The sequence below is a fragment of the Streptococcus dentiloxodontae genome (genome assembly GCF_053206925.1).
The window spans coordinates 52,747-75,893 of sequence record NZ_JBRUHR010000001.1; the positions used below are offsets into that span (position 1 = coordinate 52,747).

Genomic DNA, 23,147 nt, shown 5'->3' on the forward strand with positions numbered 1-23,147 from the left:
TGCTATGGCGGTGCCTTTTGGTATAATGAATTTACTAGAACTTAGGAGATAAAACTATGAACGAAATCAAATGTCCGCACTGTGGAACGGTTTTTACCATTAATGAAACGGAATACAGTCAGCTTTTGGCTCAAGTGCGAGGGGCAGAGTTTGAAAAAGAGATTCATGAGCGTTTAGAACGAGAAACGGCGCTTTTGGAAGAAAAAGCTAAAAATGATCTGCAGTCACAGGTGACCCAAAAGGAACAGGAAATTACAGAATTATCAACGCAGCTAGAACAACTAAAGCAAAGCTTAGAGCTAGAAAGTCAGCGTGCTTTATCCCAAAAAGACCAAGAAATTACAGCTCTAAAAGCAGAGATAGATAACTTGCAATCCCTTAAGGATTTTGAGGCTAAAGAAGCCTTGACTAACAAGGAACAGGAATTAAAAGATCTAACTATCCAGTTAGAACAGGAAAAACAAAAAGCTCTGACACTCAAAGATAAGGAATTGGCAGAAAAGAATGAAGAAGTTGCTAAACTTAGCACACAGCTGGAGGTATCTTCAGAGCAAACTCAGCTAAAAATTAAGGATGCCCTAGCTGAAAAAGACCAAGAGTTGCTGGAACTCAAGGCGCAATTAGATAAGTTATCTGACAAGAGTGCGCTGGAGCTTGCTAATGCCTTATCTGAAAAGGATAAGGAAGTGCAGAACTTGCAGGCACAGCTTGATAAGAATAATCTAGAGCACGCTAATACCTTACAGAAATCTCTAGCCGATGTTGAAAAAGAACGCGATGAAGCCAAAAATCAATTAGCGCTGCAAGAGAAAGAAGCAGAATTGCAATTATCTTCGGTGCGTAGCGATTACGAAGTGCAACTTAAGGCTGCTAATGAGCAAGTTGAGTTTTATAAAAATTTCAAAGCGCAGCAATCCACCAAGGCTATCGGTGAGAGTTTGGAAGTTTATGCAGAAAGCGAGTTCAACAAAGTTCGTTCATATGCCTTTCCTAACGCTTATTTTGGCAAGGATAATGAGGTGTCATCTGCTTCTGGTTCCAAGGGAGACTTTATTTTTCGTGAAGCTGATGAGAATGGAGTTGAGATTCTTTCCATCATGTTTGAGATGAAAAATGAAGCAGACACGACCAAAACCAAGCATAAAAACAGTGATTTTTACAAGGAACTTGATAAGGATCGCCGTGAGAAAAAGTGTGAGTATGCCGTTCTGGTAACCATGCTGGAGGCTGATAATGACTACTTTAACACAGGTATTGTTGATGTCAGCCATGAATACGAGAAGATGTATGTGGTGCGACCGCAGTTCTTTATTCAGCTGATTGGACTTTTACGCAATGCGGCGCTGAATTCTCTCAAGTACAAGCAGGAGTTGGCTTTGGTACGTGAGCAGAACATTGATATCACGCATTTTGAAGATGATTTGGAAACCTTCAAAAATGCTTTTGCCAAGAACTATAATTCAGCCAGTAAAAATTTCCAAAAAGCCATTGATGAGATTGATAAGGCCATTAAACGCATGGAAGCTGTCAAGGCAGCCTTAACAACTTCGGAAAATCAATTGCGCTTGGCTAACAATAAACTAGACGATGTCTCTGTCAAAAAACTAACCCGTAAAAACCCAACCATGAAGGCTAAGTTTGAGGATTTAAAAGGGTGATTTAAAATGGATTTGACAACTGAATGGTTACAATCAACTAAATTTGCTGAAATTGATCGGATTGTATCAAAATTACCACAAGAGGGGAAAGAAACATTCCATCAAGAATGGCAGCTTGTTTATCCAGAAGTGCGTAAGAAGATTTGGAATGGACGTATAAAATTACTGCTGGGAGTTATTGTAGCTTATCCCGTATTGCTTTTCTTGCTGAATGTTCTTAGAACCTATATTCACAAAATTCATCTGAATGATATAGGTAGAAAAAAGCGACCGAAAGGTCGCTAAGACGACAGTGCCGCCGTGGTGATGAGATTGTTGCCTGTTTCGGGCAACAATCGTGGGGATTTTCGAGATCTTAGGCTCGAAAATTAGGCATGGAACGACGTAGTCGGTCGCTGCCGTCCCCACCACTTAAGGCAGACTGTCACAAAAATTCTTATGAGTACAAGTTCTTAATATTTTGTCCATATCTGTCAAAGATTTACCTTATGCTGGGGCAGGTTTGTTAATTCTTTTATGGGCTGCTCTCATGGCAAATAGAGAAGACGAGATTGACCTAATCATCAAGAAGAAACGCCAGCTGGCGGTGACCATTTATCAGCATTATTTTGAAAGGAAGTTGGACAAATGAAAGATAAGATTACAATTCGGGATTTTAAAGAGACTGACACGGAGGCCTTGCTTCCTCTTTATGAGCAGCTGGGCTATCCGACAAGGGCTGACGAGCTGCGGAATCGTCTGGCCGGTCTGTTGTCTCACGAAGACTACCATCTGCTGGCAGCAGAGTGCGGCGGTCAGCTTGTCGCCTTTATTGGCTATGCCAGAATGTATTTTTTTGAGTATGACGGGTCTTATTATCGGATTCTGGCCTTGGCGGTATCAGAGGATTATCGGCGTCAGGGAATTGCCAGCCGCCTGCTGGATGCGGTCAAAGCAAAGGCTTTATCTGAAAGCGCAAAGGCTTTGGCCTTAAACAGCGGAATAGTTTCGCAGCGAAAAGGAGCCCACGCTTTTTATGAGACCTATGGCTTTGAAAAAGCAAGTTACGGCTACAAGCTGGAGCTAGAGGAGAAGCAGGAAGCGATTTAGCTGGTGATTAGCGGCACTTTGCCTGTCAGCACATAGGAGCAGAAAGATGACAAAGAACAAAAGAAAAACGAGATCGCCAGAACCTCAAAAAGCCTTCTTGAGTCCGGAAATGCGGTCGCTCTTGGAGGAGGCTTATCAGCTGTTTTCCTATAATTTAAAAGGGCAGCTATCCCTTTGTACCTGTCCGGTCTGTATTACAGAGGAAAATGTGCGGCGGCTGATTTCCACGCCTGTCAGAGAAATCAGCAGAGAGTTGATATTTGAATACCTTGAGGCAGTCAATAATGACGAAGAAGGTTATCAAATCAAGCATTTTCTTCCGAGGATTTTGGAATTGTGTGCCGGATACGAGTATATCAGGGTGGACGACTCACTCAATCTGGAGAGGTGTCATTTTGAAAAGGATATCTGGCGGGCAGAGGAGCTAGATTTTATGAAGCGGTTTTCTGTCCGCTTTATGATTGATGCCATCAATGCAGACTCTGAAATCAAGGATATTGACAGCCCTGCTGTTTACTTGGTTATGTTTGATTTGGCTGGTCTGGAGACCAAACAGCTGCTGGATTTGGATTTATGGCTGGAAAAATCTGACAAGGTGAAGGCTATGTGGAGTTTAGAAGATTTGTTCTGCTATTTCACCAAAGACTATGCCCAGTTTCATTATTCTTTCTCGGTAAATCCTGCTTTCAATCGGCAGATGACAGCTTGGCTAAGCAGCAGGGAATTGGCTCAGGCATTTTTGCCTGTTATAGAAGAGTATCTGCTGACAGAAGAGAATCTGGATGCTGAAGAAGAGCAGCGGCTGGAGCAGCTTTATCGGGTTTTTGAGGCCAGACTGAACGCACATTAAAATCCCAAGCTGCATTCGACAGGCGGTGCTTTCTGCGGTATAATAGGAAACATGAAACGAGGTATGTTATGAACAACACGATAGATTTATCAAAACCTGTTGCCGAGACCATTCAGGAACATCCGGAGGTCAAGGATATTCTGGTCGAGCTTGGCTTTAAGCCTTTGGCTAACCCTGCCATGCTCAATACTGTCGGCAAGGTGACTTCTCTAAAAACCGGCTCCAAAATGACCGGCATTCCGCTGAAGACAATCAGACAGACTCTGGAATTTAACGGCTATGAAGTCATAGGAGATGATGAGTGATGGCAGATGAGCGCGTTCAGATTTTAAAGGAAATTCTGCTTGAGCTGCACCACGGTGCCAGTGCAGAGTCGGTTCAGGAGCGTTTTAACCAGCATTTTCAAGGGGTTTCTGCCATTGAAATTTCCATGATGGAACATGAGCTCATGAATTCGGATACTGGCATTACTTTTGAAGATGTCATGGGACTTTGTAATGTCCATGCCAATCTCTTCAAGGGAGCTATTGCCGACGTTGATGTGCCGGATACAGAGCAGGAAGGGCATCCTGTCAAGGTGTTCAAAGATGAAAATTTAGCTTTGCGCGCAGCACTTATGCGCATTCGTCGGATTATTGATAACTATGCCAAGCCGGAAAACGAAGAATTCCGTCAGGAGATCCTCAAAGGACTCAGGCATCAATTTGATTTGCTGGGGCAGTTTCACAATCACTACACCCGTAAGGAAAAGCTTTTCTTTCCTGTCATGGAGCGTTATGGGCATGACTCGCCGCCCAAGGTTATGTGGGGCGTTGATGACGAAATTCGTGATTTGTTCAAGGAAGCTAAGTCAGCTTTGGAAAAACTGCCTGATGTGATGATTTCTGAGCTGTCTGAAAAATTTGAAATCTTTGCCAAAGAGTTTGAAGAGATGATTTTCAAGGAAGAGGCCATTCTCCTCATGATTCTCCTTGAGACTTTCACGCAGGACGATTGGCTGCAGATTGCCAGCGAAAGCGATGCTTATGGCTATGCTATCCTTAAACCGACTGAAAAGTGGGTTCCTGAACGTCAGTCTTTTGAAAATGAGGCTGGCGCAGAAGCTTCAGACGAACAGCTGGCTGACGCTCTAAAGGAAGTACCTTCCGAAAACCAAGCAGGCAACCAACGCATTATTGACACGCCTGAAGGTCAGTTCACCATTACCTTTACACCTAAGGAAAAGACAGAAGAAGCAGTTGACCGCAACAGCCCTCAGCCCTTTGGCAATGGCTATTTGTCAGTTGAAGAGGCCAACCTTATTCTCAATAACTTGCCTTTGGAGATTACTTTTGTCAATAAGGACGATATTTTCCAATATTACAACGATAGTGTACCAGCTAAGGAAATGGTCTTTAAACGTACACCAAGCCAGATTGGGCGTCATGTGGAGCTCTGCCATCCGCCCAAGGTTTTAGATAAAGTCAAAAAAGTCTTCCAGCTGCTGCGTTCGGGGCAACGCGACAAAGTGGAGATGTGGTTCCAATCGGAACGCTTAGGCAAATTTGTCTATGTTACCTATGCTGCTGTACGTGATGACAATGGTGACTTTCAAGGTGTTCTCGAATACGTGCAAGACATCAAACCATTTTTAGAACTGGATAGCGACATGAACCGCGAGATATAAATTCATAGGACATCAAAGAGCTGAGATGTATTCTTAGCTTTTTTATGTTATGATGGAGTGAATAGCTATTGAGGAGGAAAATGATATGATTTGGTCACTGATTTGCGGCGCTCTAATTGGAATGATTGCTGGCGCTATTACAAAAAAGAAACTGGGCTGTATTTGGAATATCATTGCTGGTCTTCTAGGAGCCTCTGTTGGTCAAGCTCTCTTTGGTTATTGGGGGCCGACACTGGCTGGTATGTCAGTAATTCCTGCCATACTTGGTGCCGTTATTGTTGTAGCAGTGGCATCCTACTTTTTAGATAAATAATAAAGCCGGTCTTTTTCTGGCAAAATAAAGGATATGTTATAATAAATTTTATGATTAATGGTATTATTAATTTAAAAAAAGAAGCAGGCATGACTTCGCATGATGCAGTTTTTAAGCTCCGCCGAATTCTCCATGAAAAAAAGATTGGGCATGGCGGAACACTTGATCCAGATGTGACAGGCGTTTTGCCCATTGCCGTTGGCAAGGCAACCCGTGTCATCGAATACATGACAGAAGCCGGCAAAGTTTATGAAGGAGAAATCACCATTGGTTTTTCAACAACAACCGAGGATGCAAGTGGTGATGTAGTAGAGGTAACCCCTGTTGACAGCAGTTTGACAGCCGAACAAATCGATCAAGCCATGTCAGAATTTGTGGGAGATATAACTCAAGTCCCTCCAATGTATTCGGCCGTTAAGGTCAGAGGACGTAAACTTTACGAATATGCTCGCGCTGGTGAAGAGGTCAAGCGCCCTAAACGGCAGGTGACGATTTCAGAATTTGTCCGCACCTCACCAATTAGATATGAAAATAGCAGAGCTGTTTTCACTTTTAAAGTGGCCTGCAGTAAAGGAACTTACGTTCGTACTCTATCGGTTGATCTTGGTGGCAAATTGGGCTATGCGAGCCATATGTCTGCTCTGTGCCGCACTGCTTCATCTGGACTTGAGCTTAGTTCTTCTTTGTCACTCAATCAAATTGCAGAAAAAGCAGCTAGGGGAGATTGGGACTTCTTGCTTCCTGTAGAGTACGGTCTTTCTGGTCTACCTAAAATTCAAGTCTCTGAGGAAATTGCTCAGGATATTTCTTTTGGCCGCTTTGTTGAATTGGACAGTTCAGAAGCACTTATAACGGCTTTTTTGAATGACAAGGTATTGGCCGTAATGGAGAAGCGCGAGCATTTATATAAACCTAGAAAAGTATTGATTTAGTATGCAAATAATTCACATTGACAAGGCTGATGATATTCAGCAGGAAAAGCCCTCGGTTTTAGTATTGGGTTATTTTGACGGCCTTCATTTGGGACATAAGGCTCTTTTTGACAAAGCAAAAGAAATTGCAGAGAAAGAAAATTTAGAAATAATCGTTTTGACCTTTCATGAGTCACCAAAACTGATATTTGCTCGTTTCTCACCAGAACTTTTGCTGCATCTTACCTCTCCTGAAAAACGCTATAGCAAGTTTGAATCTTGCGGTGTAGACAAAATCTATCTGACCGATTTTACATCAAAGTTTTCTCAAATCAGTTCTGACGATTTTATCAAAAATTATATTGAGCGCCTATTGGCTAAGCACGTAGTTGTTGGTTTTGATTATCAATTTGGCCATAATCGGACAGATAGTGACTATTTGACCCGTAATTTTTCGGGTCAAGTCCACACAGTAAAAGAAGTGCAAATGGATGGTCAAAAGATTTCATCAACCCGTATCCGAAAATTGATAACTAAGGGAGAAATTGCGGCAGCAAATCGTCTTTTGGGAGATACATTTTCAACTCGCGGAATTGTTGTTCACGGAGACGCCCGCGGACGTACTATTGGCTTTCCAACTGCAAATTTAGCTCCGATTGACCGGACGTATCTGCCTCCTGATGGTGTTTATGTGACAGATGTCAAAGTAGATGATCGCTGCTATCGTTCCATGACCAGCATTGGTAAAAATGTCACTTTCGGAGGGAAAGAGCTGCGCTTGGAAGTTAATATTTTTGATTTCGACAGTGATATTTATGGACAAAAAATTGAAATTTTTTGGTTAAATAAAATCCGTGATATGGTTAAATTTAATGGTATTGACGACCTCGTTAAGCAACTAAAAAGTGACCAACTGGCAGCAGAAAATTTTAAGAAATCATAGTCAAGCTATCCTAAATATTGTATAATGGAGAGAAATGTATCTCTATACTAGATTTTACACTACTGAAGAAAGGGAGTTAATCTATGGTAACTTTGTTTCTGTCACCTAGCTGTACAAGCTGCCGAAAAGCACGTGCTTGGTTAACAAAACACGAGGTCGTTTTCAGTGAACATAATATTATCACTAGTCCCTTGACTCAGGATGAACTCGTTAAGATTTTGTCTTTTACTGAAAATGGGACAGAAGACATTATTTCAACCCGATCGAAAGTATTTCAAAAATTAGACATCGATGTTGATGAATTGACTGTTATGGAGCTGATTCAGTTGATTTCAAAATACCCTAATCTCCTACGCCGCCCTATTATTATGGACAAAAAGCGTATGCAAATTGGTTTTAACGAAGATGAAATTCGTGCTTTCCTGCCTCGCGATTACCGTAAACAGGAATTACGTCAAGCAACCATTCGTGCTGAAATTGAGGAGAAAAATGAGTAGAGCAAATTATTCCTATCCGCTCAACCCTACTTGGAATACTGAGGAAATTACCGCGGTGCTCCATTTTTTAAGTCAGGTCGAAAAAGCATATGAGAGTAAGGTTGAACATCAAGAATTTTTGGAGGCCTACAAAAATTTTAAAAATGTTGTCAAAAGTAAGGCGGAAGAAAAGCAGATTAATCGTGATTTTGAAACTGCCAGTGGTTATTCCGCTTACCGTGCACTCAAAGCTGTGCAAGCAATAGATAAAGGATTTGTGTCACTTGGAAAGTAAATTAGCATTTGCCCGAAAGGTCATTAAAAAAGCAGGGCAGTTTATCAAAGACAGTTTGACAAAAGAACTTTCTATTGAGGAAAAAACAGCTCATGATGACCTTGTTACCAATATTGATAAAGCTACACAGGATTTGATGGTAGCCTGTATTAGAGAAGCCTATCCAGATGATAATATTTTTGCAGAAGAAAACGACCTTGTTCATGACATCACAGATGGCAACGTCTGGGTGCTTGATCCCATTGATGGAACGGTTAATTTTATCGTACAGCAGGAAAATTTCTGTGTTATGATGGCTTATTATGAAAATGGCATCGGTCAATTTGGATTAATTTATGATGTTGTAGCTGATCAGCTTTATTATGGGGGTGGCTCTTTTGAGGTTTATTGCAATGAGACTCTTTTACCTTCTTATCAACCTAAAGAGTTACAGCGCAGCCTCATTTCCAGCAATGCAGCCATGTATGCCAAAAACGCTTTTGGCATTGCTGATTTAGCTCAAAAAACTCTTGGGGTGCGTGTCTATGGCGGAGCAGGCCTTAGCATGTCCAAGGTGCTAAAAGGGCAGGTTATGGCTTATTTTTCTCACATTTATCCTTGGGATTATGCTGCGGCCTCCATTTTAGGGAAAAAGCTGGGCTATAAACTGGTTTCTTTAGATGGACAGGAACTGGATTATCGCAGCAGGCAAATCGTTATGTTTGCACCAGAAGTTAAACTAGATGAAGTATTACAGATTATACATTTCAAAGCCTAATCATTAGGCTTTTTTCTTGGGAGGATTCATGACTTTACCACAAGCTTTTATTGACAAATACAGCGACCTGCTTGGAAAAGAAGCGCCGGCTTTTTTAACGTCCTTTAATCAGGAAGCTGTGTCGGCATTTCGTACCAATCCCTTAAAAGCAGCTCAGCAGGATTTTGCAGATCCTATTCCCTATACTTTGTGGGGGCATTATGGCAAGATTTCTGGAAAATCAGCAGCGCACGCAACTGGTTTAGTTTATTCTCAAGAACCTGCTGCACAAATGGTTGCTCAAATAGCAGCGCCTCAAAAAGGAGCACGAGTGCTTGACCTCGCAGCAGCCCCCGGCGGAAAAACAACTCATTTGCTCAGTTATTTGGAAAATACAGGGATTTTAGTTTCCAATGAAATCAACAGCAAACGCAGCAAAATTTTAGTTGAAAACGTGGAGCGTTTTGGTGCCAGAAATGTTGTTGTGACTCAGGAATCGGCAGCTAATTTGGCAAAAGTTTTTAAAAATTATTTTGATTTGATTGTTTTTGACGGTCCTTGTTCTGGTGAAGGTATGTTTCGCAAAGACCCTGCAGCTGTGCAATATTGGCATGAAAATTATTCGGACGAGTTGGCTGAGCTGCAAAAATCTATTTTGACAGATGCTATTGATATGCTGGCTTGCGGAGGGACACTTATTTATTCCACCTGCACTTGGGCACCGGAGGAAAATGAAGCTATAGCTAACTGGCTTCTAGAAACTTATGATTTTTTAGAATTACTTCCTATTCCAAAACAAAATGGCATGACTGAAGGGATTGGTATGCCCGAAGCAGCACGAATGTATCCGCATTATTTTAAAGGAGAAGGACAATTTGTAGTCAAATTTTGCGATACTAGACCTGTCAGAACCTTGCGTTTTAAAGAAGGAAAATACAATCTAACGAGAAACCAATCTGATTTGTGGCAGGAATTTTCAAAAAAACACCTAAAAATTAAGCTTTCTGGACTCCTTCAAGTATTTGGAGACCAACTTTACCTGCTTCCTCTTGGTTTGCCTGATTTAAAGAATCTTAAAATTGCCCGAAATGGCTTGCATCTCGGGACTTTCAAAAAGAATCGTTTTGAACCAAGTTTTGCTTTAGGAGTTGCTTTAAAACCTGAAGAGGTTACCCAAAGCATCACTTTGACGGAAAAGCAGTTCAAAGATTATGCTGCAGGAAACATTGTTGTTTTAGATTATGCCCTTTCTAATGGCTGGTATCAGATATTAGTTCAAGGAAACGGCTTAGGTTTTGCTAAAGTTGTTGCCAATACAGTGAAAAACTATTATCCTAAGGGGCTGCGCTTTCAAGCAGAATGACAGCTATCTGTCATAAAAATTTAGTATAGCTTAAACATATAAAAATTGGTATAATAGGACTAGGTTTTTTAACCTAGTTTTTTTGTGTGTCTCATTTTAGAAAGAGACAGCAATTTTTCGGTGTTAATTAAGTCTTCGGAGGACAGAAATGAAAAAATCAAAAGTCCTTGCAGTGATACTGTCACTGGCAATGGCAAGTCTGATTTTATCAGGCTGTGCATCTTGGATTGATAAGGGTCAGTCCATTACAGCTGTAGGCTCTACAGCTCTTCAACCTTTGGTAGAAGCAGCGGCAGATGGATTTTCCGAAGAGAATCCTGATAAAACTGTCAATGTACAAGGAGGAGGATCTGGTACTGGGCTCTCACAGGTCCAATCAGGTGCAGTACAAATTGGAAATAGCGATCTTTTTGCCGAAGAAAAATCAGGTATTGATGCTTCTCAGCTAGTTGACTATCAAGTCGCTGTTGCTGGGATCGCAGTTATTGTTAATGCTAAAGTTTCTGTGAAAAACCTAACAACTGAGCAGCTCCGCCAAATTTTTACAGGTAAAATTACCAACTGGAAGGAATTGGGCGGCGAAGATCAAGAGATTTCCATTATTAACCGGGCAGCCAGCTCTGGATCGCGTGCAACCTTTGATTCAACTATCATGGATGGTCAATCGGCTATTCAAACCCAAGAACAGGATTCAAACGGTATGGTTAAGTCTATCGTATCGCAGACACCAGGAGCTATATCATACCTGTCATTTGCTTATCTTGATAATTCTGTCAAGACTTTAAAGCTCAACGGTTACGCACCAACAGCTGAAAATGTAGCCACTAATGCTTGGCCAATCTGGTCATACGAACACATGTATACTAAAGGTGAAGCTAAAGGTATCACTAAGGAATTTTTAGATTACATGATGAGCGATAAGGTTCAAAACGACGTTGTTGCTAAAATGGGCTATATCTCAATTAACGCTATGCAGGTTACTAAAGATGCTGATGGCAATATCACTACTAAGTAGGAGAGGAAATGGAACAAAAAGAATTAGCTAAACGTTTAACATCACCCTCTAAAAATTCCCGTTTAGAGCATTTCGGAAAAACGATTACCTTTCTGTGCTTGGCACTAATTGTCTTCATCGTTGCAATGATTCTAATTTTTGTTGCCCAGAAAGGGTTGTCTACCTTTTTTATTAATGGTGTTAATGTTTTTGAATTTTTATTTAGCAGTAATTGGTCGCCATCTGAAGGTGAATTTGGTGCATTACCAATGATTCTGGGCTCATTTGTTGTAACAATTTTATCTGCTTTGGTAGCGACACCATTTGCAATTGGAGCAGCAGTGTTTATGACTGAGGTATCCCCAAAAGGTTCTAAAATTTTGCAGCCGGCCATTGAATTGTTGGTAGGGATTCCTTCTGTTGTTTATGGATTTATTGGATTACAGGTTGTTGTCCCTTTTGTACGCTCTATTTTTGGCGGAACCGGCTTTGGTATTCTTTCAGGGGTTTTCGTATTATTTGTTATGATTTTGCCAACGGTAACTTTTATGACAACAGATACCTTGCGTGCGGTTCCTCGCCATTACCGTGAAGCTAGTTTAGCTATGGGAGCCACACGATGGCAAACAATTTGGCGTGTTATTTTAACCGCTGCTAAACCTGGTATTTTTACAGCAGTTATTTTTGGAATGGCTCGCGCTTTTGGTGAAGCTCTGGCCATTCAGATGGTTGTTGGAAATTCTGCCGTTGTCCCTACATCATTAACCACACCGGCAGCCACTTTAACCTCTGTATTGACAATGGGAATAGGAAATACGGTCATGGGAACTGTTTCTAATAATGTCCTCTGGTCATTGGCTTTAGTCCTGCTTCTTATGAGTCTTGGTTTCAATATGTTGGTTAAATATATCACCCGCGAGAGAAAGAGAAATTATGAACGCTAAAAAAACTGACAAGCTGGCAACTGGTACTTTATATACCATCGCAGGTATAATCGTGGCTATCTTAGCCTCTTTAATTCTCTATATTTTGGTACGCGGTTTACCGCACATTAGCTGGTCTTTCCTGACTGGCAAGTCTTCTTCGTATCAAGCTGGCGGCGGAATTGGAATTCAGCTTTATAATTCCTTTTTCCTCCTAGTTATTACGCTTATTATATCGGTTCCTTTATCATTGGGAGCAGGAATTTATCTGTCTGAATATGCTAAAAAAGGACGTTTGACAAGCTTTGTACGAACTTGTATTGAAATTTTGTCTTCTTTGCCATCTGTCGTTGTCGGGCTCTTTGGTTACCTGATTTTCGTTGTACAATTTCAATATGGCTTCTCTATTTTATCTGGAGCTTTAGCGTTAACAGTATTTAATCTCCCTCAGATGACCCGTACTGTAGAAGATAGTTTGCGTACAGTTCACCATACACAGCGTGAAGCTGGTTTGGCTCTTGGACTTTCACGTTGGGAAACTGTTTGCCATGTGGTTGTTCCAGAAGCTTTGCCGGGAATTGTGACAGGTGTTGTTCTTGCTTCGGGACGTATCTTTGGAGAGGCAGCGGCATTGATTTATACAGCGGGCCAATCGGCTCCTGCCTTAGACTGGTCAAATTGGAATCCGCTCAGCATCACTAGTCCTGTTTCAATTTTCCGTCAGTCTGAAACTTTAGCCGTACACATTTGGAAAGTCAATTCAGAAGGAACCATTCCTGATGCGACAGCAGTATCTGCCGGTTCGGCAGCTGTGCTTTTAGTTTTCATTTTGATTTTCAATTTTGGGGCACGTCAATTAGGTGCTTTTCTCCATAAAAAATTAACTTCAGCTGCATAAAGGAGTAATCATGTCAAAATACAACTGGGATGAGCGTCATATCATTACCTTTCCAGAGAAAGAATTGGCACTTGAGACAAAGAATCTTCATGTCTATTACGGACAAAAAGAAGCTATCAAGGGCATTGATATGCAGTTCGAAAAAAATAAAATTACAGCTCTTATCGGGCCTTCTGGCTGTGGCAAATCAACTTTTTTACGCAGTCTTAACCGCATGAATGATACCATTGATATTGCTAAAGTAACCGGACAAATTGTCTATGAAGGCATTGATATTAATGGAGATAATATTAATGTTTATGAAATGCGTAAGCATATTGGGATGGTTTTCCAGCGTCCAAATCCTTTTGCTAAATCTATCTATAAAAATATCACCTTTGCCCATGAACGTGCAGGAGTCAGAGACAAGAAAATTTTAGACGAAGTTGTGGAAACTTCGCTAAAACAAGCTGCGCTCTGGGAACAAGTGAAAGATGATTTACATAAGTCAGCCTTCACTTTATCAGGCGGTCAGCAACAGAGACTTTGCATTGCTCGTGCAATTGCTGTCAAACCTGATATTTTATTAATGGATGAGCCAGCATCAGCTCTTGATCCGGTTGCAACTGTTCAGCTAGAAGAAACAATGTTTGAACTTAAAGAGAATTATTCAATCATTATTGTGACTCATAACATGCAACAGGCCGCTCGTGCTAGTGATTATACTGCTTTCTTCTACTTGGGCGATCTTATTGAATACGATAAAACGAAGAAGATTTTTCAAAATGCTGCCCTAGAATCAACTAGTGACTATGTCTCAGGACGTTTTGGATAGAAAGGAGCTTTAGAGATGACAGAACCAATTATTTCCGTTAATGATCTTTCTGTGTATTTTAACCAAAAAAAGGCTCTTAATAATGTATCTATGGATTTTTATCCTAACGAGATTACAGCACTTATAGGGCCATCGGGTTCAGGGAAATCAACTTTGCTTCGTTCTATCAATCGAATGGGCGATCTCAATCCTGAATGCACTTTAACTGGAGCAGTTTCTTACAATGGACATAATGTTTACGGACCTCGAACTGATACCGTTGAGCTGCGCAAAGAGATTGGTATGGTCTTTCAGCAACCTAATCCTTTTCCTATGTCCATTTATGAAAATGTTGTCTATGGACTGCGTATCAAAGGAATTAAGGATAAGACGGTATTAGACCAAGCAGTAGAGGAGTCTCTTAAGGGAGCTTCTATCTGGGATGAGGTTAATGATCGCCTGCACGATTCAGCCTTAGGGCTATCAGGCGGTCAGCAGCAGCGGGTTTGTGTTGCCCGTGTATTGGCAACTTCCCCTAAGGTTATTCTGCTGGACGAGCCAACATCGGCGCTCGATCCTATTTCAGCAGGTAAAATCGAAGAAACTCTTTACGGCCTTAAAGAGCAGTATACTTTACTTTTGGTAACACGTTCTATGCAACAGGCAAGCCGTATTTCACAGCGAACAGGCTTCTTTTTGGGCGGTGAACTAATTGAGTATTCAACTACCAAAGAGATGTTTCTCAATCCCGCTCATAAAGAAACAGAAGATTATATTACAGGTAAATTTGGATAAGAAAGAGAGAGTTTATGTTACGTACACCTTTTGAAGAAGAATTAGAAAAGCTCCACAACCAGTTCTACGCTATGGGAACGGAGGTTGCGGGCCAAATCACAAAGACCGTTCGTGCCTTTGTCAGCCATGATCGTCAATTGGCTAAAGAGGTTATCGAAAACGATGAAGAAGTTAACAATTATGAAACTAAATTAGAGCAAAAGTCATTGGAAATTATTGCTCTGCAGCAGCCTGTATCTGCCGATCTACGTAATGTTATTACTGTACTTAAAGCTTCAAGTGATGTGGAACGCATGGGAGATCACGCGTCAGCTATTGCTAAAGCTACCATCCGTATGAAAGGTGAAGTTCGCCTGCTTGAAGTTGAAACTGAAATCAAGGCCATGGGGAAAATTGTCCGTAATATGGTTGAGGAAGCGCTGGAAGTCTACCTTAACGGGGAAGAAAACCGCGCTTATGAGGTTGCTGCATCAGATGAGATTGTCGATAATTACTTCAGAGACATTCAGAATCTAGTTGTTGATGGGATTCGTCACAATCCGGATACAGCCTTCGCTGGGAAAGAATACTTTCAGGTTCTTATGTACTTAGAACGTATCGGCGACTATGCTCGGAACCTCTGCGAATGGGTGGTCTACCTTAAATCTGGTAAAATTGTCGAATTATAATTTTTGATATGCTATAATAGAGTCTGTAATGAAAAAATTTCAGGCTTTTTTCACTTATTCGAAAAAACTGGAAAGTTAGATTAGGAGTATATTTATGACAGCTTCTGTTGCACATTTTATTGATAAATTTGTTCCAGAAAACTACAATCTTTTCCTAGATATTAATCGTTCTGAAAAACGTTTTACAGGTAATGTTGCTATTACTGGTGAAGCGTTAGATAACAGCATTTCCCTCCATCAAAAAGGGCTTGTGATTACTTCGGTTCTTTTGGACAATGAAGAGCTGAGCTTTGAAGTTGTTGATGAAGAAGAAGCGGTGCATATTGAACTGACAGAGACCGGTGTTCTAACTCTTGTCATAGAATTTTCAGGAAGAATCACGGACAACATGACGGGGATTTACCCGTCTTATTACACTCATAATGGGGTAAAAAAAGAGATTATATCAACTCAATTTGAGTCACATTTTGCCCGTGAAGCTTTTCCGTCAGTTGATGAACCTGAAGCTAAAGCTACTTTTGATTTTTCTGTAAAGTTTGATGCAGAAGAAGGAGATATTGCTCTGTCAAATATGCCAGAGATCAACAGTGACCTGCGTAAAGAAACTGGAATTTGGACTTTTGACACAACTCCTCGTATGTCTTCTTATCTCTTGGCCTTTGGATTGGGGGCATTACAAGGTAAGACTGCTAAAACCGCTAACGGAACAGAAGTGGGTGTTTTTTCTACTGTAGCACAAGCTGAAGATTCTGTTAATTTTGCTCTTGATATTGCTGTACGTGTGATTAATTTTTATGAGGATTATTTCCAAGTTAAATACCCTATCCCATTATCATACCATCTAGCTTTACCTGATTTCTCAGCGGGAGCTATGGAAAATTGGGGATTGGTTACTTATCGTGAGGTTTACCTGCTAGTTGATAAAAATTCAACAGTCGCCAGTCGTCAGCAAGTAGCTCTTGTCATTGCTCACGAGCTTGCTCATCAGTGGTTTGGCAACTTGGTCACCATGAAGTGGTGGGATGATCTTTGGCTCAATGAAAGCTTTGCTAATATGATGGAATATGTATCTGTAAATGCGATTGAGCCAACATGGAATATTTTTGAAGATTTCCAAGCATCAGGAATTCCTCGCGCATTACAGCGTGATGCAACAGATGGCGTTCAATCTGTTCACATGGAAGTTAATCATCCAGACGAAATCAACACTCTCTTTGACGGAGCTATTGTCTATGCTAAAGGCAGCCGTCTCATGCATATGCTTAGACGTTGGTTGGGGGACACTGATTTTGCGGCAGGTCTCAAGATTTATTTTGAAAAGCATCAATATAAAAATACTGTTGGTCGTGATCTTTGGCGAGCTCTTTCCGAAGCTTCAGGAAAAGAGGTTGCTGCTTTTATGGACACTTGGCTTGAACAGCCTGGCTACCCTCTTGTAACTGCTCAAGTTGCTGGTGATACCCTTATCTTAAGCCAAAAACAATTTTTCATCGGTGAAAACACTCCTAAAAACCGACTTTGGGAAATACCTCTTAATAGCAATTGGACAGGTCTCCCTGATACCCTGTCAGCCGAACAAATTGAAATTCCTAACTACAGTCAGCTACTTAAGGAAAACAGTAATAATGGTGCGCTTCGTCTTAACACTGAAAATACAGCTCATTATCTTACCGATTATCAAGGTGAACTTTTAGAAGCGGTACTGACCGATTTCAAGAAACTTGATACTATAAGTAAGCTTCAGATTTTACAAGAACGTCGGCTGCTGGCTGAAAGCGGAGCTATTTCCTACGCTAGTCTAATTGAATTACTTAACTTGGTGGAAAGCGAAGAGAGCTACCTCATTGCTGAAGCTAAAAGTCATATTCTCTTTGGCATACGCTATTTCATTGATGAAGGGACAGAAGCAGAAGAGCATTATTTTGCTTTGGTTCGCCGTCAATTTAAAAATGATTTTGAACGATTGGGAACGGCTAAAACTGATGATGAGTCTGATCAGGATGAAATGGTTCGTCAGATTGCTTTTGGCGCTTTGATTCAGTCTAATTATGCACCTGCCATGGAAGCAGCGTCTGCTATTTTTCAAGATTATAAAGAAAATATAGAAAATATTCCAGCTGCTGTCCGTCAGGCCGTCTTGATTAATCAAATGAAGCAGGAAAATAGTTTAGAACTTACAGAGCGTTATGTTGCTGCTTATGTAGCAACCAATGACTCCAACTTCCGCCGTCAGTTGATAGGTGCAGTTTCCTATGTCAAAAATGCTGATGCTCTTAGTTTTATTATTGACCAGTTGAAAAATAAAGATGTTATCAAACCGCAGGATCTTTATTTCTGGTACTCACAGCTGCTTGCTAAGAATTTTTCACAAGAAACAATCTGGGATTGGTCTAGGGAAAATTGGCTTTGGATAAAGGCAGCGCTCGGAGGAGATATGTCCTTTGACAGTTTCATTAATATTCCAGCGAATATTTTCAAGACTAGTCAACGACTATCAGAATATAAGGAATTCTTTGAACCTCAGTTAGAAGATAAGGCTTTAGAACGTAATATTCTCATGGGAATAAAAACAATTTCAGCACGTGTTGAATTAATTGCAACTGAAAAAGCAGCTGTTGAAAGTGCTTTGAAAGATTAGATAATAAAAAGAGGAGTTTCCTCTTTTTATTAATGTGTATTTATTTACATAAATAAAATTATGTAAACAAATTCTTATAAATTGATATTACTTTAACTAAATAATTGCTATTTCATTCATTGGCAAAAATAATATAATAGATAGTAAAAAATGATAAACAGGAGTTGTTTTTATGATATATTTTGAGCAAAAAATCGGTACTAATGGAGCCTACGCCAAATACTATCTGCAAGAGCCATCAGAAGAAATAGATGAAAAGCGGCTGTATCCTACGATTGTTATTTGTCCGGGCGGTGCTTATTTTTGGACATCCTTTCGTGAAGATGAAGCGGTCGCTTTAAGATTTTTAGCTGAGGGCTTCCATGTAGTTGTTGTTCATTATGCAACGGAGGGGCTTGAAAATATGACTGGAAAAGCGCCTGATGATTTCTCTCAAAAACCCGTCAGTGCCTTCCCTAATCCGGTAGTTAGTTTGGCGGCAGCGATTGCTTATTTAAAAGAACATGCTGAAGAGTTTCATGTTAACCTGAATTTTGTTGTTGCAGGCGGATTTTCGGCAGGCGGGAATGTCGCAGGTCAACTAGGAACCATGTGGCATGAAGACTGGCTTGAGAAATTAGTTGGCAAAGAAAAAGAATTATATCGGCCAACTCACCTGCTGTTAGCTTACGCGGCATATGCTATCACCCCCAACGGGGACCTTCCTGAGCTAAACAAGGTTCCATTTGCAGCAACAGGAAAACCTCATCCAACTCAGGAAGAACTGGATAAACTGAACCCAATCAAACATGTCAGCGAACAGACGCCTCCGAGCTTCGTCTGGCATACTCGTGAAGATGTGTTAGTTCCGTCAGCAAATGCACTCGCTTTCTGTGCGGAACTAGAAAAAGTCCGCATACCTTATGAGCTTCATTTATTTAGTAAAGGCAAGCACGGATTGGTTTTGGGGGATTTACGTACAGGTGTAAAAGGTAGTAACCAGAATGCACAGGTTTACAAGTGGGTAGATTTGTTTCTGGAATGGCTTGCGCCTATTAAAACAATGAGATCAGGTTTCTACGAACCGACAGATAACTAAGAACTTGTATTCATAAGAATTTTTGTGATAGTCTGCCTTAAGTGGTGGGGACAGCAGCGACCGACTACGTCGTTCCATGCCTAATTTTCGAGCCTAAGGTCTCGAAAATCCCCACGATTGTTGCCCGTTTCGGGCAACAATCTCATCACCACGGCGGCAACTGTCGTCTTAGCGACCTTTCGGTCGCTTTTTTCTACCTATATCATTCAGATGAATTTTGTGAATACAGGTTCTAAAAATGAGTCCAGTGCGGCTCATTTTTTTAGGTTTCGATATTCTGCTGGTGTCATATGATACTTACTTTTAAATAAATCATAGTAATGGTTCAGATTTGTAAAGCCAACATCCAATGCTATTTCTCTGATGGATTCCTTGCTGTACAGCAACAACGGCAGGCTTGCTTCAATGCGTTTGCTTTGGAGCAGGTATTTAAAACTTTGACCAGTGCTTTGTTTTACCAGACTGCTAAAATAGCTGGTGTTGTAGCCAAAATGGTTAGCGCATTTCTGCAAAGTAGCAGTAGCGTAATTTTTTTCGATATAAGAGAGGATATCCAGCATCAGCTGTTGCTTACGCGAATCGCTTCCGGTTCCGTTTCCTTCAACGTTGAAGGATCTGATGAGTTCAAGCAATATCAGCTGAAGGTATAAGTTTTTGACGCTTTCATCCAGTATTGAAGGTTCATAAACCTCGCAAAGGAGCTGCTGGAAGAGCAGGTGCAGACTGTCACTGTTCTGACTCCTGAAAAGCAGGTATTGATTATGGTTTTGACTGTCCGAGATTGCCTGAAATATGAATTGGGATAACACGTATTGATGAGATAAGTAGCTGGAAAAATTCTTTTTAAAAAAATCTTGGCTGATATTGATGCTAATAACGATATCATGATAACCAGAACTGATAACCTCATGCGAGGAAGAGGTGTCAATAATGATAAGATCTCCCTGCTCTAACACGATTTGCTTTCCATTAACGTACTGCTCACTCCTTCCTTTGTAGATGTAATTCAGTTCAACCACATCAGTGATATGCCTGGGAACTGGTGCAAATCTGCTTTGCTTTCTGATGAAAAAAGGAGCTCCCTTTTCGGCGTTGGCAATGTTTTTCAAGGAAAACTGGAGTATTTTTTCTTCATTGTGGAGGACTTTTTCCATGCTTTTGCCGTAGTTGAAATAATCTCCGTGTAAGTAGCGTTTTTCGCTTTCGGTTAGCTCAAGAAGAAGGTTGTCTAATGTTTTAAAATTCATACAGGCCTCTAAAAAAGTGATATGGATTTAAATAAAAAGAGATATTTATATCATACCATGAAAGCGCTATAATTACTATTGCAAAGGTATTTACAGTTAAGTTAAAAATATGCTGTACAGATAGTTATTTAGGAGGACTGATGTTTAAAGTTAGCAATAATAATCGCTGTTTTGAAAAAAACGGAACAAAGATTTTCTACTTGGCAGATACTTGCTGGTCGGCTTTTACAAATATTAGCGAGGAAGATTGGGAGTATTATTTAGACTATCGCAAATCACAGGGCTTTAATGTTATTCAGGTCAATATGCTGCAGCAGTGGGACGCCAGTCAGACAAAACTGAATTATAAACCCTTTGAAGTTAATGACGATGGCAGTTTTAATTATCAGGTGTACAATGAGGCGTATTTTGAACGTGCTTACAGGATGTTTGAACAAGCCAGTCAAAAAGGACTAACCATTGCGCTGGTGCTCCTGTGGTCAAATTATTTGCCGGATACATGGGCCAGTCAGATGCCCTTAAAGCAATTTGGGATATTTCCTAAGGACAAGGTTGCTGATTATGTTGACAAAGTGGTGGAGCTTTATGATAAGTTTGACCCCATCTACATCATCAGCGGAGATACTGATTTTCAGACAGAGGAAGTCGTTAATGACTATTACAATCTAGCCTTAAATCGGGTGAAACAAAAGAATCCAAACGCTCTTACAGCCTTGCATATCAGAGGACGGGAAGCAGATTTGCCTAAGACTTTAAAGGAAAATCCTAATCTGGATTTTTATATGTATCAGTCAGGCCATAATAGTGAATTTCAAACGATGACTTATAAATTGGCTGAGACCTTTTACAATATGACACCTAAACGGCCTTTGCTGAATTCGGAACCCTGCTACGAAATGATGGGCTACAGCCGCAGAGTGTACGGCCGCTTTTCGAGAGAAGATGTCAGAAAGGCAGCCTGGCAAAGTGTTCTTTCCGGGGCGGGCAGCGGAGTAACTTATGGTGCTCACGGGATTTGGTCTTGGCATAATGGTCAGCTGGCCTTTGATTCCAGTGTCGGCGAGGCTTTTGAAAGTCCCTATGATTGGCATGATGCCTTACATTTTAAGGGGGCTTGGGATTACGCTTTTCTGAAGGATTTTATTGAACGCAATGACCTGTTTGATCTGGAGCCGACCCAATATCTCTTGGAAAATGATACGGAGGACATTCGGGTTTCAAAAAATAAGGATGTCATTTTGATTTATATCCCGTCAAACATTAACATCAAGCTTTCTGGGAATTTATCAGATAAGAAGATGACTTATCTGGATTTGGAAAATAAAGAAAGAATGGAGGCAGCCGCGCATTATCTGGCGCAAAAAAATCAAACGCAAATTCAAATGCACCGTTTTGTAAAAGATGCATTGCTAATTATTAATTTATAGGAGAAATAGTATGGCTTACGAACAACTGTCAAGAGAGCTGTTAAAGGCAGTGGGCGGTAAAGAAAACATTGACCGTGCCACTCACTGTGCAACGCGTTTAAGATTAGTTTTAAAAGACGAATCAAAGGTTGATAAAGAAAAAGTTGAGTCTGCTGACAAAGTTGCAGGCAGTGTTTTTTCAGGAGGACAATACCAAATCATCATCGGTTTAAGTGTGCCGGAAGTCTATGAAGCTTTCATGAAGGAAATTGGAGTACCGGCAGCTGATAAGGAGACGGATACAGAAAAAACAAAAGGATCGTTATTTAATCGTTTCTTCAAGGCGATTGTCGGTATCATGACGCCTACATTTGGTATCATGGGGGCTGCGGGTATTCTGAAAGGGCTGCTTGCTCTTGCGGTCGCATTAGGCTGGATGACAGATAAAGATGGCGCCTATCAAATTTGGTACGCTGTGGCAGATGGATTCTTTTATTTCTTGCCAATCTGGGTCGGTATCAATGCCAGCAAGGTATTTGGAGGCAGCCAGTTTATAGGCGGTGCATTGGCAGCAGCTTTAATTTATCCCAATATCATTAGTTTGTATAATGATGGCGCGCACATTACCTTCTTTGGTCTTCCGGTCATTATGGCTTCTTATACCCAGTCTCTTTTTCCGGCAATGATTACCTCGTTTATTGCGGCTAAAATTGAAAACTTTATAAAACCTAAGCTTCACGAGTCAATCCGCTTAATGATTGCTCCTTTAATTACGGTTTCTATCACAGCTCCCCTTGCTTTCTTGGTTCTTGGTCCAATAATGACTTGGGTATCTGATGCGTTAGCTTCTGCAGTCATGTGGATTTATGGCTTGAGTCCAATTGCGTTTGGAATTATCGGCGGCGCCTTCTGGCAAGTCATTGTCATTTTTGGTCTGCATTACGCCTTTATCCCAGTTCTGATGAATAATATCACTAATCTCGGTCAGGATCCCATTAACGCAGTTTTCCAAGTGACCGTATTTGCGCTTGCGGGTGCAGCAATCGGCTATGCTATTAAGACCAAAAGTGCTAAACAAAAATCGCTGGGTTATTCGGTTGGTGTGACCGGTTTGATGGGAATTACCGAGCCGATTATCTACAGTATTGCTCTTCCGGTTCGCCGTCAGTTTATCTATGCTTTTATAGGCGGTGGTCTTGCTGGAGCTATTCAAGCGTTTAACAATGCTTTGATTTATGGGTTTGGTAATGGTGGTCTCTTTGCTTTTCCGCTGTTTATCTCACCTAAAGGCAATATGGGCAGCATGTATTCATTTATTATCGCAGCGGCAGTTGCCTTCTTTGTTCCAGTTATCCTGACCTTGGTTTTTGGTACGGATGAAAAGGCAGAAACTGACTAATAAAGGGA

Annotated in this window: 24 protein-coding genes; 23 read left to right on the forward strand and 1 reads right to left on the reverse strand. The window is 40.9% G+C overall.

What is annotated here, in order from left to right; translation table 11 throughout:
• Window positions 1-56 precede the first annotated feature (56 nt).
• The 21 genes from ACVRZ8_RS00230 to ACVRZ8_RS00330 all read left to right on the forward strand — a co-directional run bounded on the left by ACVRZ8_RS00230 (window position 57) and on the right by ACVRZ8_RS00330 (window position 19,087).
• Entirely contained in the window at window positions 57-1,658 is a 1,602-nt protein-coding gene (locus ACVRZ8_RS00230) for a DUF2130 domain-containing protein (RefSeq protein WP_447447234.1), read from the forward strand.
• A gap of 6 nt (window positions 1,659-1,664) precedes the next feature.
• Window positions 1,665-1,943 carry a hypothetical protein gene (locus ACVRZ8_RS00235; protein ID WP_447447235.1) on the forward strand — a complete coding sequence of 93 codons (279 nt, stop codon included), beginning with the start codon at window positions 1,665-1,667 and terminating at the stop codon, window positions 1,941-1,943.
• 342 nt (window positions 1,944-2,285) lie between these two features.
• Window positions 2,286-2,747 carry a GNAT family N-acetyltransferase gene (locus ACVRZ8_RS00240; RefSeq protein WP_447447237.1) on the forward strand — a complete coding sequence of 154 codons (462 nt, stop codon included), beginning with the start codon at window positions 2,286-2,288 and terminating at the stop codon, window positions 2,745-2,747.
• Window positions 2,748-2,793: 46 nt separating this feature from the next.
• Entirely contained in the window at window positions 2,794-3,597 is an 804-nt protein-coding gene (locus ACVRZ8_RS00245; protein WP_447447238.1) for a hypothetical protein, read from the forward strand.
• 68 nt (window positions 3,598-3,665) lie between these two features.
• A complete protein-coding gene (locus tag ACVRZ8_RS00250; RefSeq protein ID WP_447447239.1) occupies window positions 3,666-3,902 on the forward strand; it encodes a DUF1858 domain-containing protein in 237 nt (78 codons plus the stop codon).
• The gene (locus ACVRZ8_RS00255; RefSeq protein WP_447447240.1) at window positions 3,902-5,263 is read left to right on the forward strand and encodes a DUF438 domain-containing protein; all 1,362 of its coding nucleotides are present in this window, start codon (window positions 3,902-3,904) and stop codon (window positions 5,261-5,263) included. The genes ACVRZ8_RS00250 and ACVRZ8_RS00255 overlap by 1 nt, the downstream gene beginning before the upstream one ends.
• An 85-nt stretch (window positions 5,264-5,348) precedes the next feature.
• A complete protein-coding gene (locus tag ACVRZ8_RS00260; protein WP_447447241.1) occupies window positions 5,349-5,576 on the forward strand; it encodes a GlsB/YeaQ/YmgE family stress response membrane protein in 228 nt (75 codons plus the stop codon).
• Window positions 5,577-5,626: 50 nt separating this feature from the next.
• Entirely contained in the window at window positions 5,627-6,508 is an 882-nt protein-coding gene (gene truB / locus ACVRZ8_RS00265; protein ID WP_447447243.1) for a tRNA pseudouridine(55) synthase TruB, read from the forward strand.
• A 1-nt stretch (window position 6,509) separates the two neighbouring features.
• Window positions 6,510-7,430: a bifunctional riboflavin kinase/FAD synthetase gene (locus ACVRZ8_RS00270; protein WP_447447245.1), complete on the forward strand. Its 921-nt coding sequence runs from the start codon at window positions 6,510-6,512 to the stop codon at window positions 7,428-7,430.
• A gap of 83 nt (window positions 7,431-7,513) precedes the next feature.
• Window positions 7,514-7,927 carry a Spx/MgsR family RNA polymerase-binding regulatory protein gene (locus tag ACVRZ8_RS00275; RefSeq protein WP_447447246.1) on the forward strand — a complete coding sequence of 138 codons (414 nt, stop codon included), beginning with the start codon at window positions 7,514-7,516 and terminating at the stop codon, window positions 7,925-7,927.
• The gene (locus ACVRZ8_RS00280; protein ID WP_447447248.1) at window positions 7,920-8,201 is read left to right on the forward strand and encodes a UPF0223 family protein; all 282 of its coding nucleotides are present in this window, start codon (window positions 7,920-7,922) and stop codon (window positions 8,199-8,201) included. The genes ACVRZ8_RS00275 and ACVRZ8_RS00280 overlap by 8 nt, the downstream gene beginning before the upstream one ends.
• Window positions 8,191-8,958 carry an inositol monophosphatase family protein gene (locus tag ACVRZ8_RS00285; RefSeq protein ID WP_447447249.1) on the forward strand — a complete coding sequence of 256 codons (768 nt, stop codon included), beginning with the start codon at window positions 8,191-8,193 and terminating at the stop codon, window positions 8,956-8,958. The genes ACVRZ8_RS00280 and ACVRZ8_RS00285 overlap by 11 nt, the downstream gene beginning before the upstream one ends.
• Window positions 8,959-8,986: 28 nt before the next feature.
• Window positions 8,987-10,300: an RsmF rRNA methyltransferase first C-terminal domain-containing protein gene (locus ACVRZ8_RS00290; protein ID WP_447447250.1), complete on the forward strand. Its 1,314-nt coding sequence runs from the start codon at window positions 8,987-8,989 to the stop codon at window positions 10,298-10,300.
• 148 nt (window positions 10,301-10,448) lie between these two features.
• Entirely contained in the window at window positions 10,449-11,315 is an 867-nt protein-coding gene (locus ACVRZ8_RS00295; protein WP_447447252.1) for a phosphate ABC transporter substrate-binding protein PstS family protein, read from the forward strand.
• 8 nt (window positions 11,316-11,323) lie between these two features.
• Complete coding sequence (gene pstC, locus ACVRZ8_RS00300; protein ID WP_447447254.1) at window positions 11,324-12,238, forward strand: phosphate ABC transporter permease subunit PstC; 915 nt, start codon at window positions 11,324-11,326, stop codon at window positions 12,236-12,238.
• On the forward strand, window positions 12,228-13,115 hold the full coding sequence (gene pstA / locus ACVRZ8_RS00305; protein WP_447447255.1) for a phosphate ABC transporter permease PstA: 888 nt from the start codon (window positions 12,228-12,230) through the stop codon (window positions 13,113-13,115). The genes pstC and pstA overlap by 11 nt, the downstream gene beginning before the upstream one ends.
• A gap of 10 nt (window positions 13,116-13,125) precedes the next feature.
• Entirely contained in the window at window positions 13,126-13,929 is an 804-nt protein-coding gene (gene pstB, locus ACVRZ8_RS00310) for a phosphate ABC transporter ATP-binding protein PstB (protein WP_447447256.1), read from the forward strand.
• A 15-nt stretch (window positions 13,930-13,944) separates the two neighbouring features.
• Complete coding sequence (pstB, locus tag ACVRZ8_RS00315; RefSeq protein ID WP_447447258.1) at window positions 13,945-14,703, forward strand: phosphate ABC transporter ATP-binding protein PstB; 759 nt, start codon at window positions 13,945-13,947, stop codon at window positions 14,701-14,703.
• A 14-nt stretch (window positions 14,704-14,717) separates the two neighbouring features.
• Window positions 14,718-15,371 (forward strand): phosphate signaling complex protein PhoU, encoded by a 654-nt coding sequence (gene phoU, locus ACVRZ8_RS00320; protein WP_447447260.1) that lies wholly within the window; start codon window positions 14,718-14,720, stop codon window positions 15,369-15,371.
• A gap of 94 nt (window positions 15,372-15,465) precedes the next feature.
• Complete coding sequence (locus ACVRZ8_RS00325; protein ID WP_447447262.1) at window positions 15,466-18,009, forward strand: M1 family metallopeptidase; 2,544 nt, start codon at window positions 15,466-15,468, stop codon at window positions 18,007-18,009.
• 172 nt (window positions 18,010-18,181) lie between these two features.
• A complete protein-coding gene (locus tag ACVRZ8_RS00330; RefSeq protein ID WP_447447264.1) occupies window positions 18,182-19,087 on the forward strand; it encodes an alpha/beta hydrolase in 906 nt (301 codons plus the stop codon).
• A gap of 254 nt (window positions 19,088-19,341) precedes the next feature.
• Here the strand turns inward: ACVRZ8_RS00330 and ACVRZ8_RS00335 are convergent, their stop codons facing one another.
• The gene (locus ACVRZ8_RS00335; RefSeq protein WP_447447266.1) at window positions 19,342-20,334 is read right to left on the reverse strand and encodes an AraC family transcriptional regulator; all 993 of its coding nucleotides are present in this window, start codon (window positions 20,332-20,334) and stop codon (window positions 19,342-19,344) included.
• Between the two features lie 140 nt (window positions 20,335-20,474).
• On the opposite strand from ACVRZ8_RS00335, the gene ACVRZ8_RS00340 reads away from it, so the two are divergent.
• Entirely contained in the window at window positions 20,475-21,761 is a 1,287-nt protein-coding gene (locus ACVRZ8_RS00340; protein ID WP_447447267.1) for a glycoside hydrolase family 140 protein, read from the forward strand.
• 10 nt (window positions 21,762-21,771) lie between these two features.
• On the forward strand, window positions 21,772-23,139 hold the full coding sequence (locus tag ACVRZ8_RS00345; RefSeq protein ID WP_447447269.1) for a PTS transporter subunit EIIC: 1,368 nt from the start codon (window positions 21,772-21,774) through the stop codon (window positions 23,137-23,139).
• Window positions 23,140-23,147 lie beyond the last annotated feature (8 nt).

Bases quoted from the DNA above. Each gene is read 5' to 3' on its own strand.
- ACVRZ8_RS00255 (WP_447447240.1), top strand. From the start codon at position 3,902: ATGGCAGATGAGCGCGTTCAGATTTTAAAGGAAATTCTGCTTGAGCTG.
- ACVRZ8_RS00295 (WP_447447252.1), top strand. From the start codon at position 10,449: ATGAAAAAATCAAAAGTCCTTGCAGTGATACTGTCACTGGCAATGGCA.
- ACVRZ8_RS00280 (WP_447447248.1), top strand. From the start codon at position 7,920: ATGAGTAGAGCAAATTATTCCTATCCGCTCAACCCTACTTGGAATACT.
- ACVRZ8_RS00235 (WP_447447235.1), top strand. From the start codon at position 1,665: ATGGATTTGACAACTGAATGGTTACAATCAACTAAATTTGCTGAAATT.
- ACVRZ8_RS00230 (WP_447447234.1), top strand. From the start codon at position 57: ATGAACGAAATCAAATGTCCGCACTGTGGAACGGTTTTTACCATTAAT.
- pstB (WP_447447256.1), top strand. From the start codon at position 13,126: ATGTCAAAATACAACTGGGATGAGCGTCATATCATTACCTTTCCAGAG.
- ACVRZ8_RS00245 (WP_447447238.1), top strand. From the start codon at position 2,794: ATGACAAAGAACAAAAGAAAAACGAGATCGCCAGAACCTCAAAAAGCC.
- pstB (WP_447447258.1), top strand. From the start codon at position 13,945: ATGACAGAACCAATTATTTCCGTTAATGATCTTTCTGTGTATTTTAAC.
- ACVRZ8_RS00290 (WP_447447250.1), top strand. From the start codon at position 8,987: ATGACTTTACCACAAGCTTTTATTGACAAATACAGCGACCTGCTTGGA.
- ACVRZ8_RS00345 (WP_447447269.1), top strand. From the start codon at position 21,772: ATGGCTTACGAACAACTGTCAAGAGAGCTGTTAAAGGCAGTGGGCGGT.
- phoU (WP_447447260.1), top strand. From the start codon at position 14,718: ATGTTACGTACACCTTTTGAAGAAGAATTAGAAAAGCTCCACAACCAG.
- ACVRZ8_RS00335 (WP_447447266.1), bottom strand. From the start codon at position 20,334: ATGAATTTTAAAACATTAGACAACCTTCTTCTTGAGCTAACCGAAAGC.
- ACVRZ8_RS00250 (WP_447447239.1), top strand. From the start codon at position 3,666: ATGAACAACACGATAGATTTATCAAAACCTGTTGCCGAGACCATTCAG.
- ACVRZ8_RS00260 (WP_447447241.1), top strand. From the start codon at position 5,349: ATGATTTGGTCACTGATTTGCGGCGCTCTAATTGGAATGATTGCTGGC.
- ACVRZ8_RS00325 (WP_447447262.1), top strand. From the start codon at position 15,466: ATGACAGCTTCTGTTGCACATTTTATTGATAAATTTGTTCCAGAAAAC.
- ACVRZ8_RS00270 (WP_447447245.1), top strand. From the start codon at position 6,510: ATGCAAATAATTCACATTGACAAGGCTGATGATATTCAGCAGGAAAAG.
- pstC (WP_447447254.1), top strand. From the start codon at position 11,324: ATGGAACAAAAAGAATTAGCTAAACGTTTAACATCACCCTCTAAAAAT.
- truB (WP_447447243.1), top strand. From the start codon at position 5,627: ATGATTAATGGTATTATTAATTTAAAAAAAGAAGCAGGCATGACTTCG.
- ACVRZ8_RS00240 (WP_447447237.1), top strand. From the start codon at position 2,286: ATGAAAGATAAGATTACAATTCGGGATTTTAAAGAGACTGACACGGAG.
- ACVRZ8_RS00340 (WP_447447267.1), top strand. From the start codon at position 20,475: ATGTTTAAAGTTAGCAATAATAATCGCTGTTTTGAAAAAAACGGAACA.
- ACVRZ8_RS00275 (WP_447447246.1), top strand. From the start codon at position 7,514: ATGGTAACTTTGTTTCTGTCACCTAGCTGTACAAGCTGCCGAAAAGCA.
- ACVRZ8_RS00330 (WP_447447264.1), top strand. From the start codon at position 18,182: ATGATATATTTTGAGCAAAAAATCGGTACTAATGGAGCCTACGCCAAA.
- pstA (WP_447447255.1), top strand. From the start codon at position 12,228: ATGAACGCTAAAAAAACTGACAAGCTGGCAACTGGTACTTTATATACC.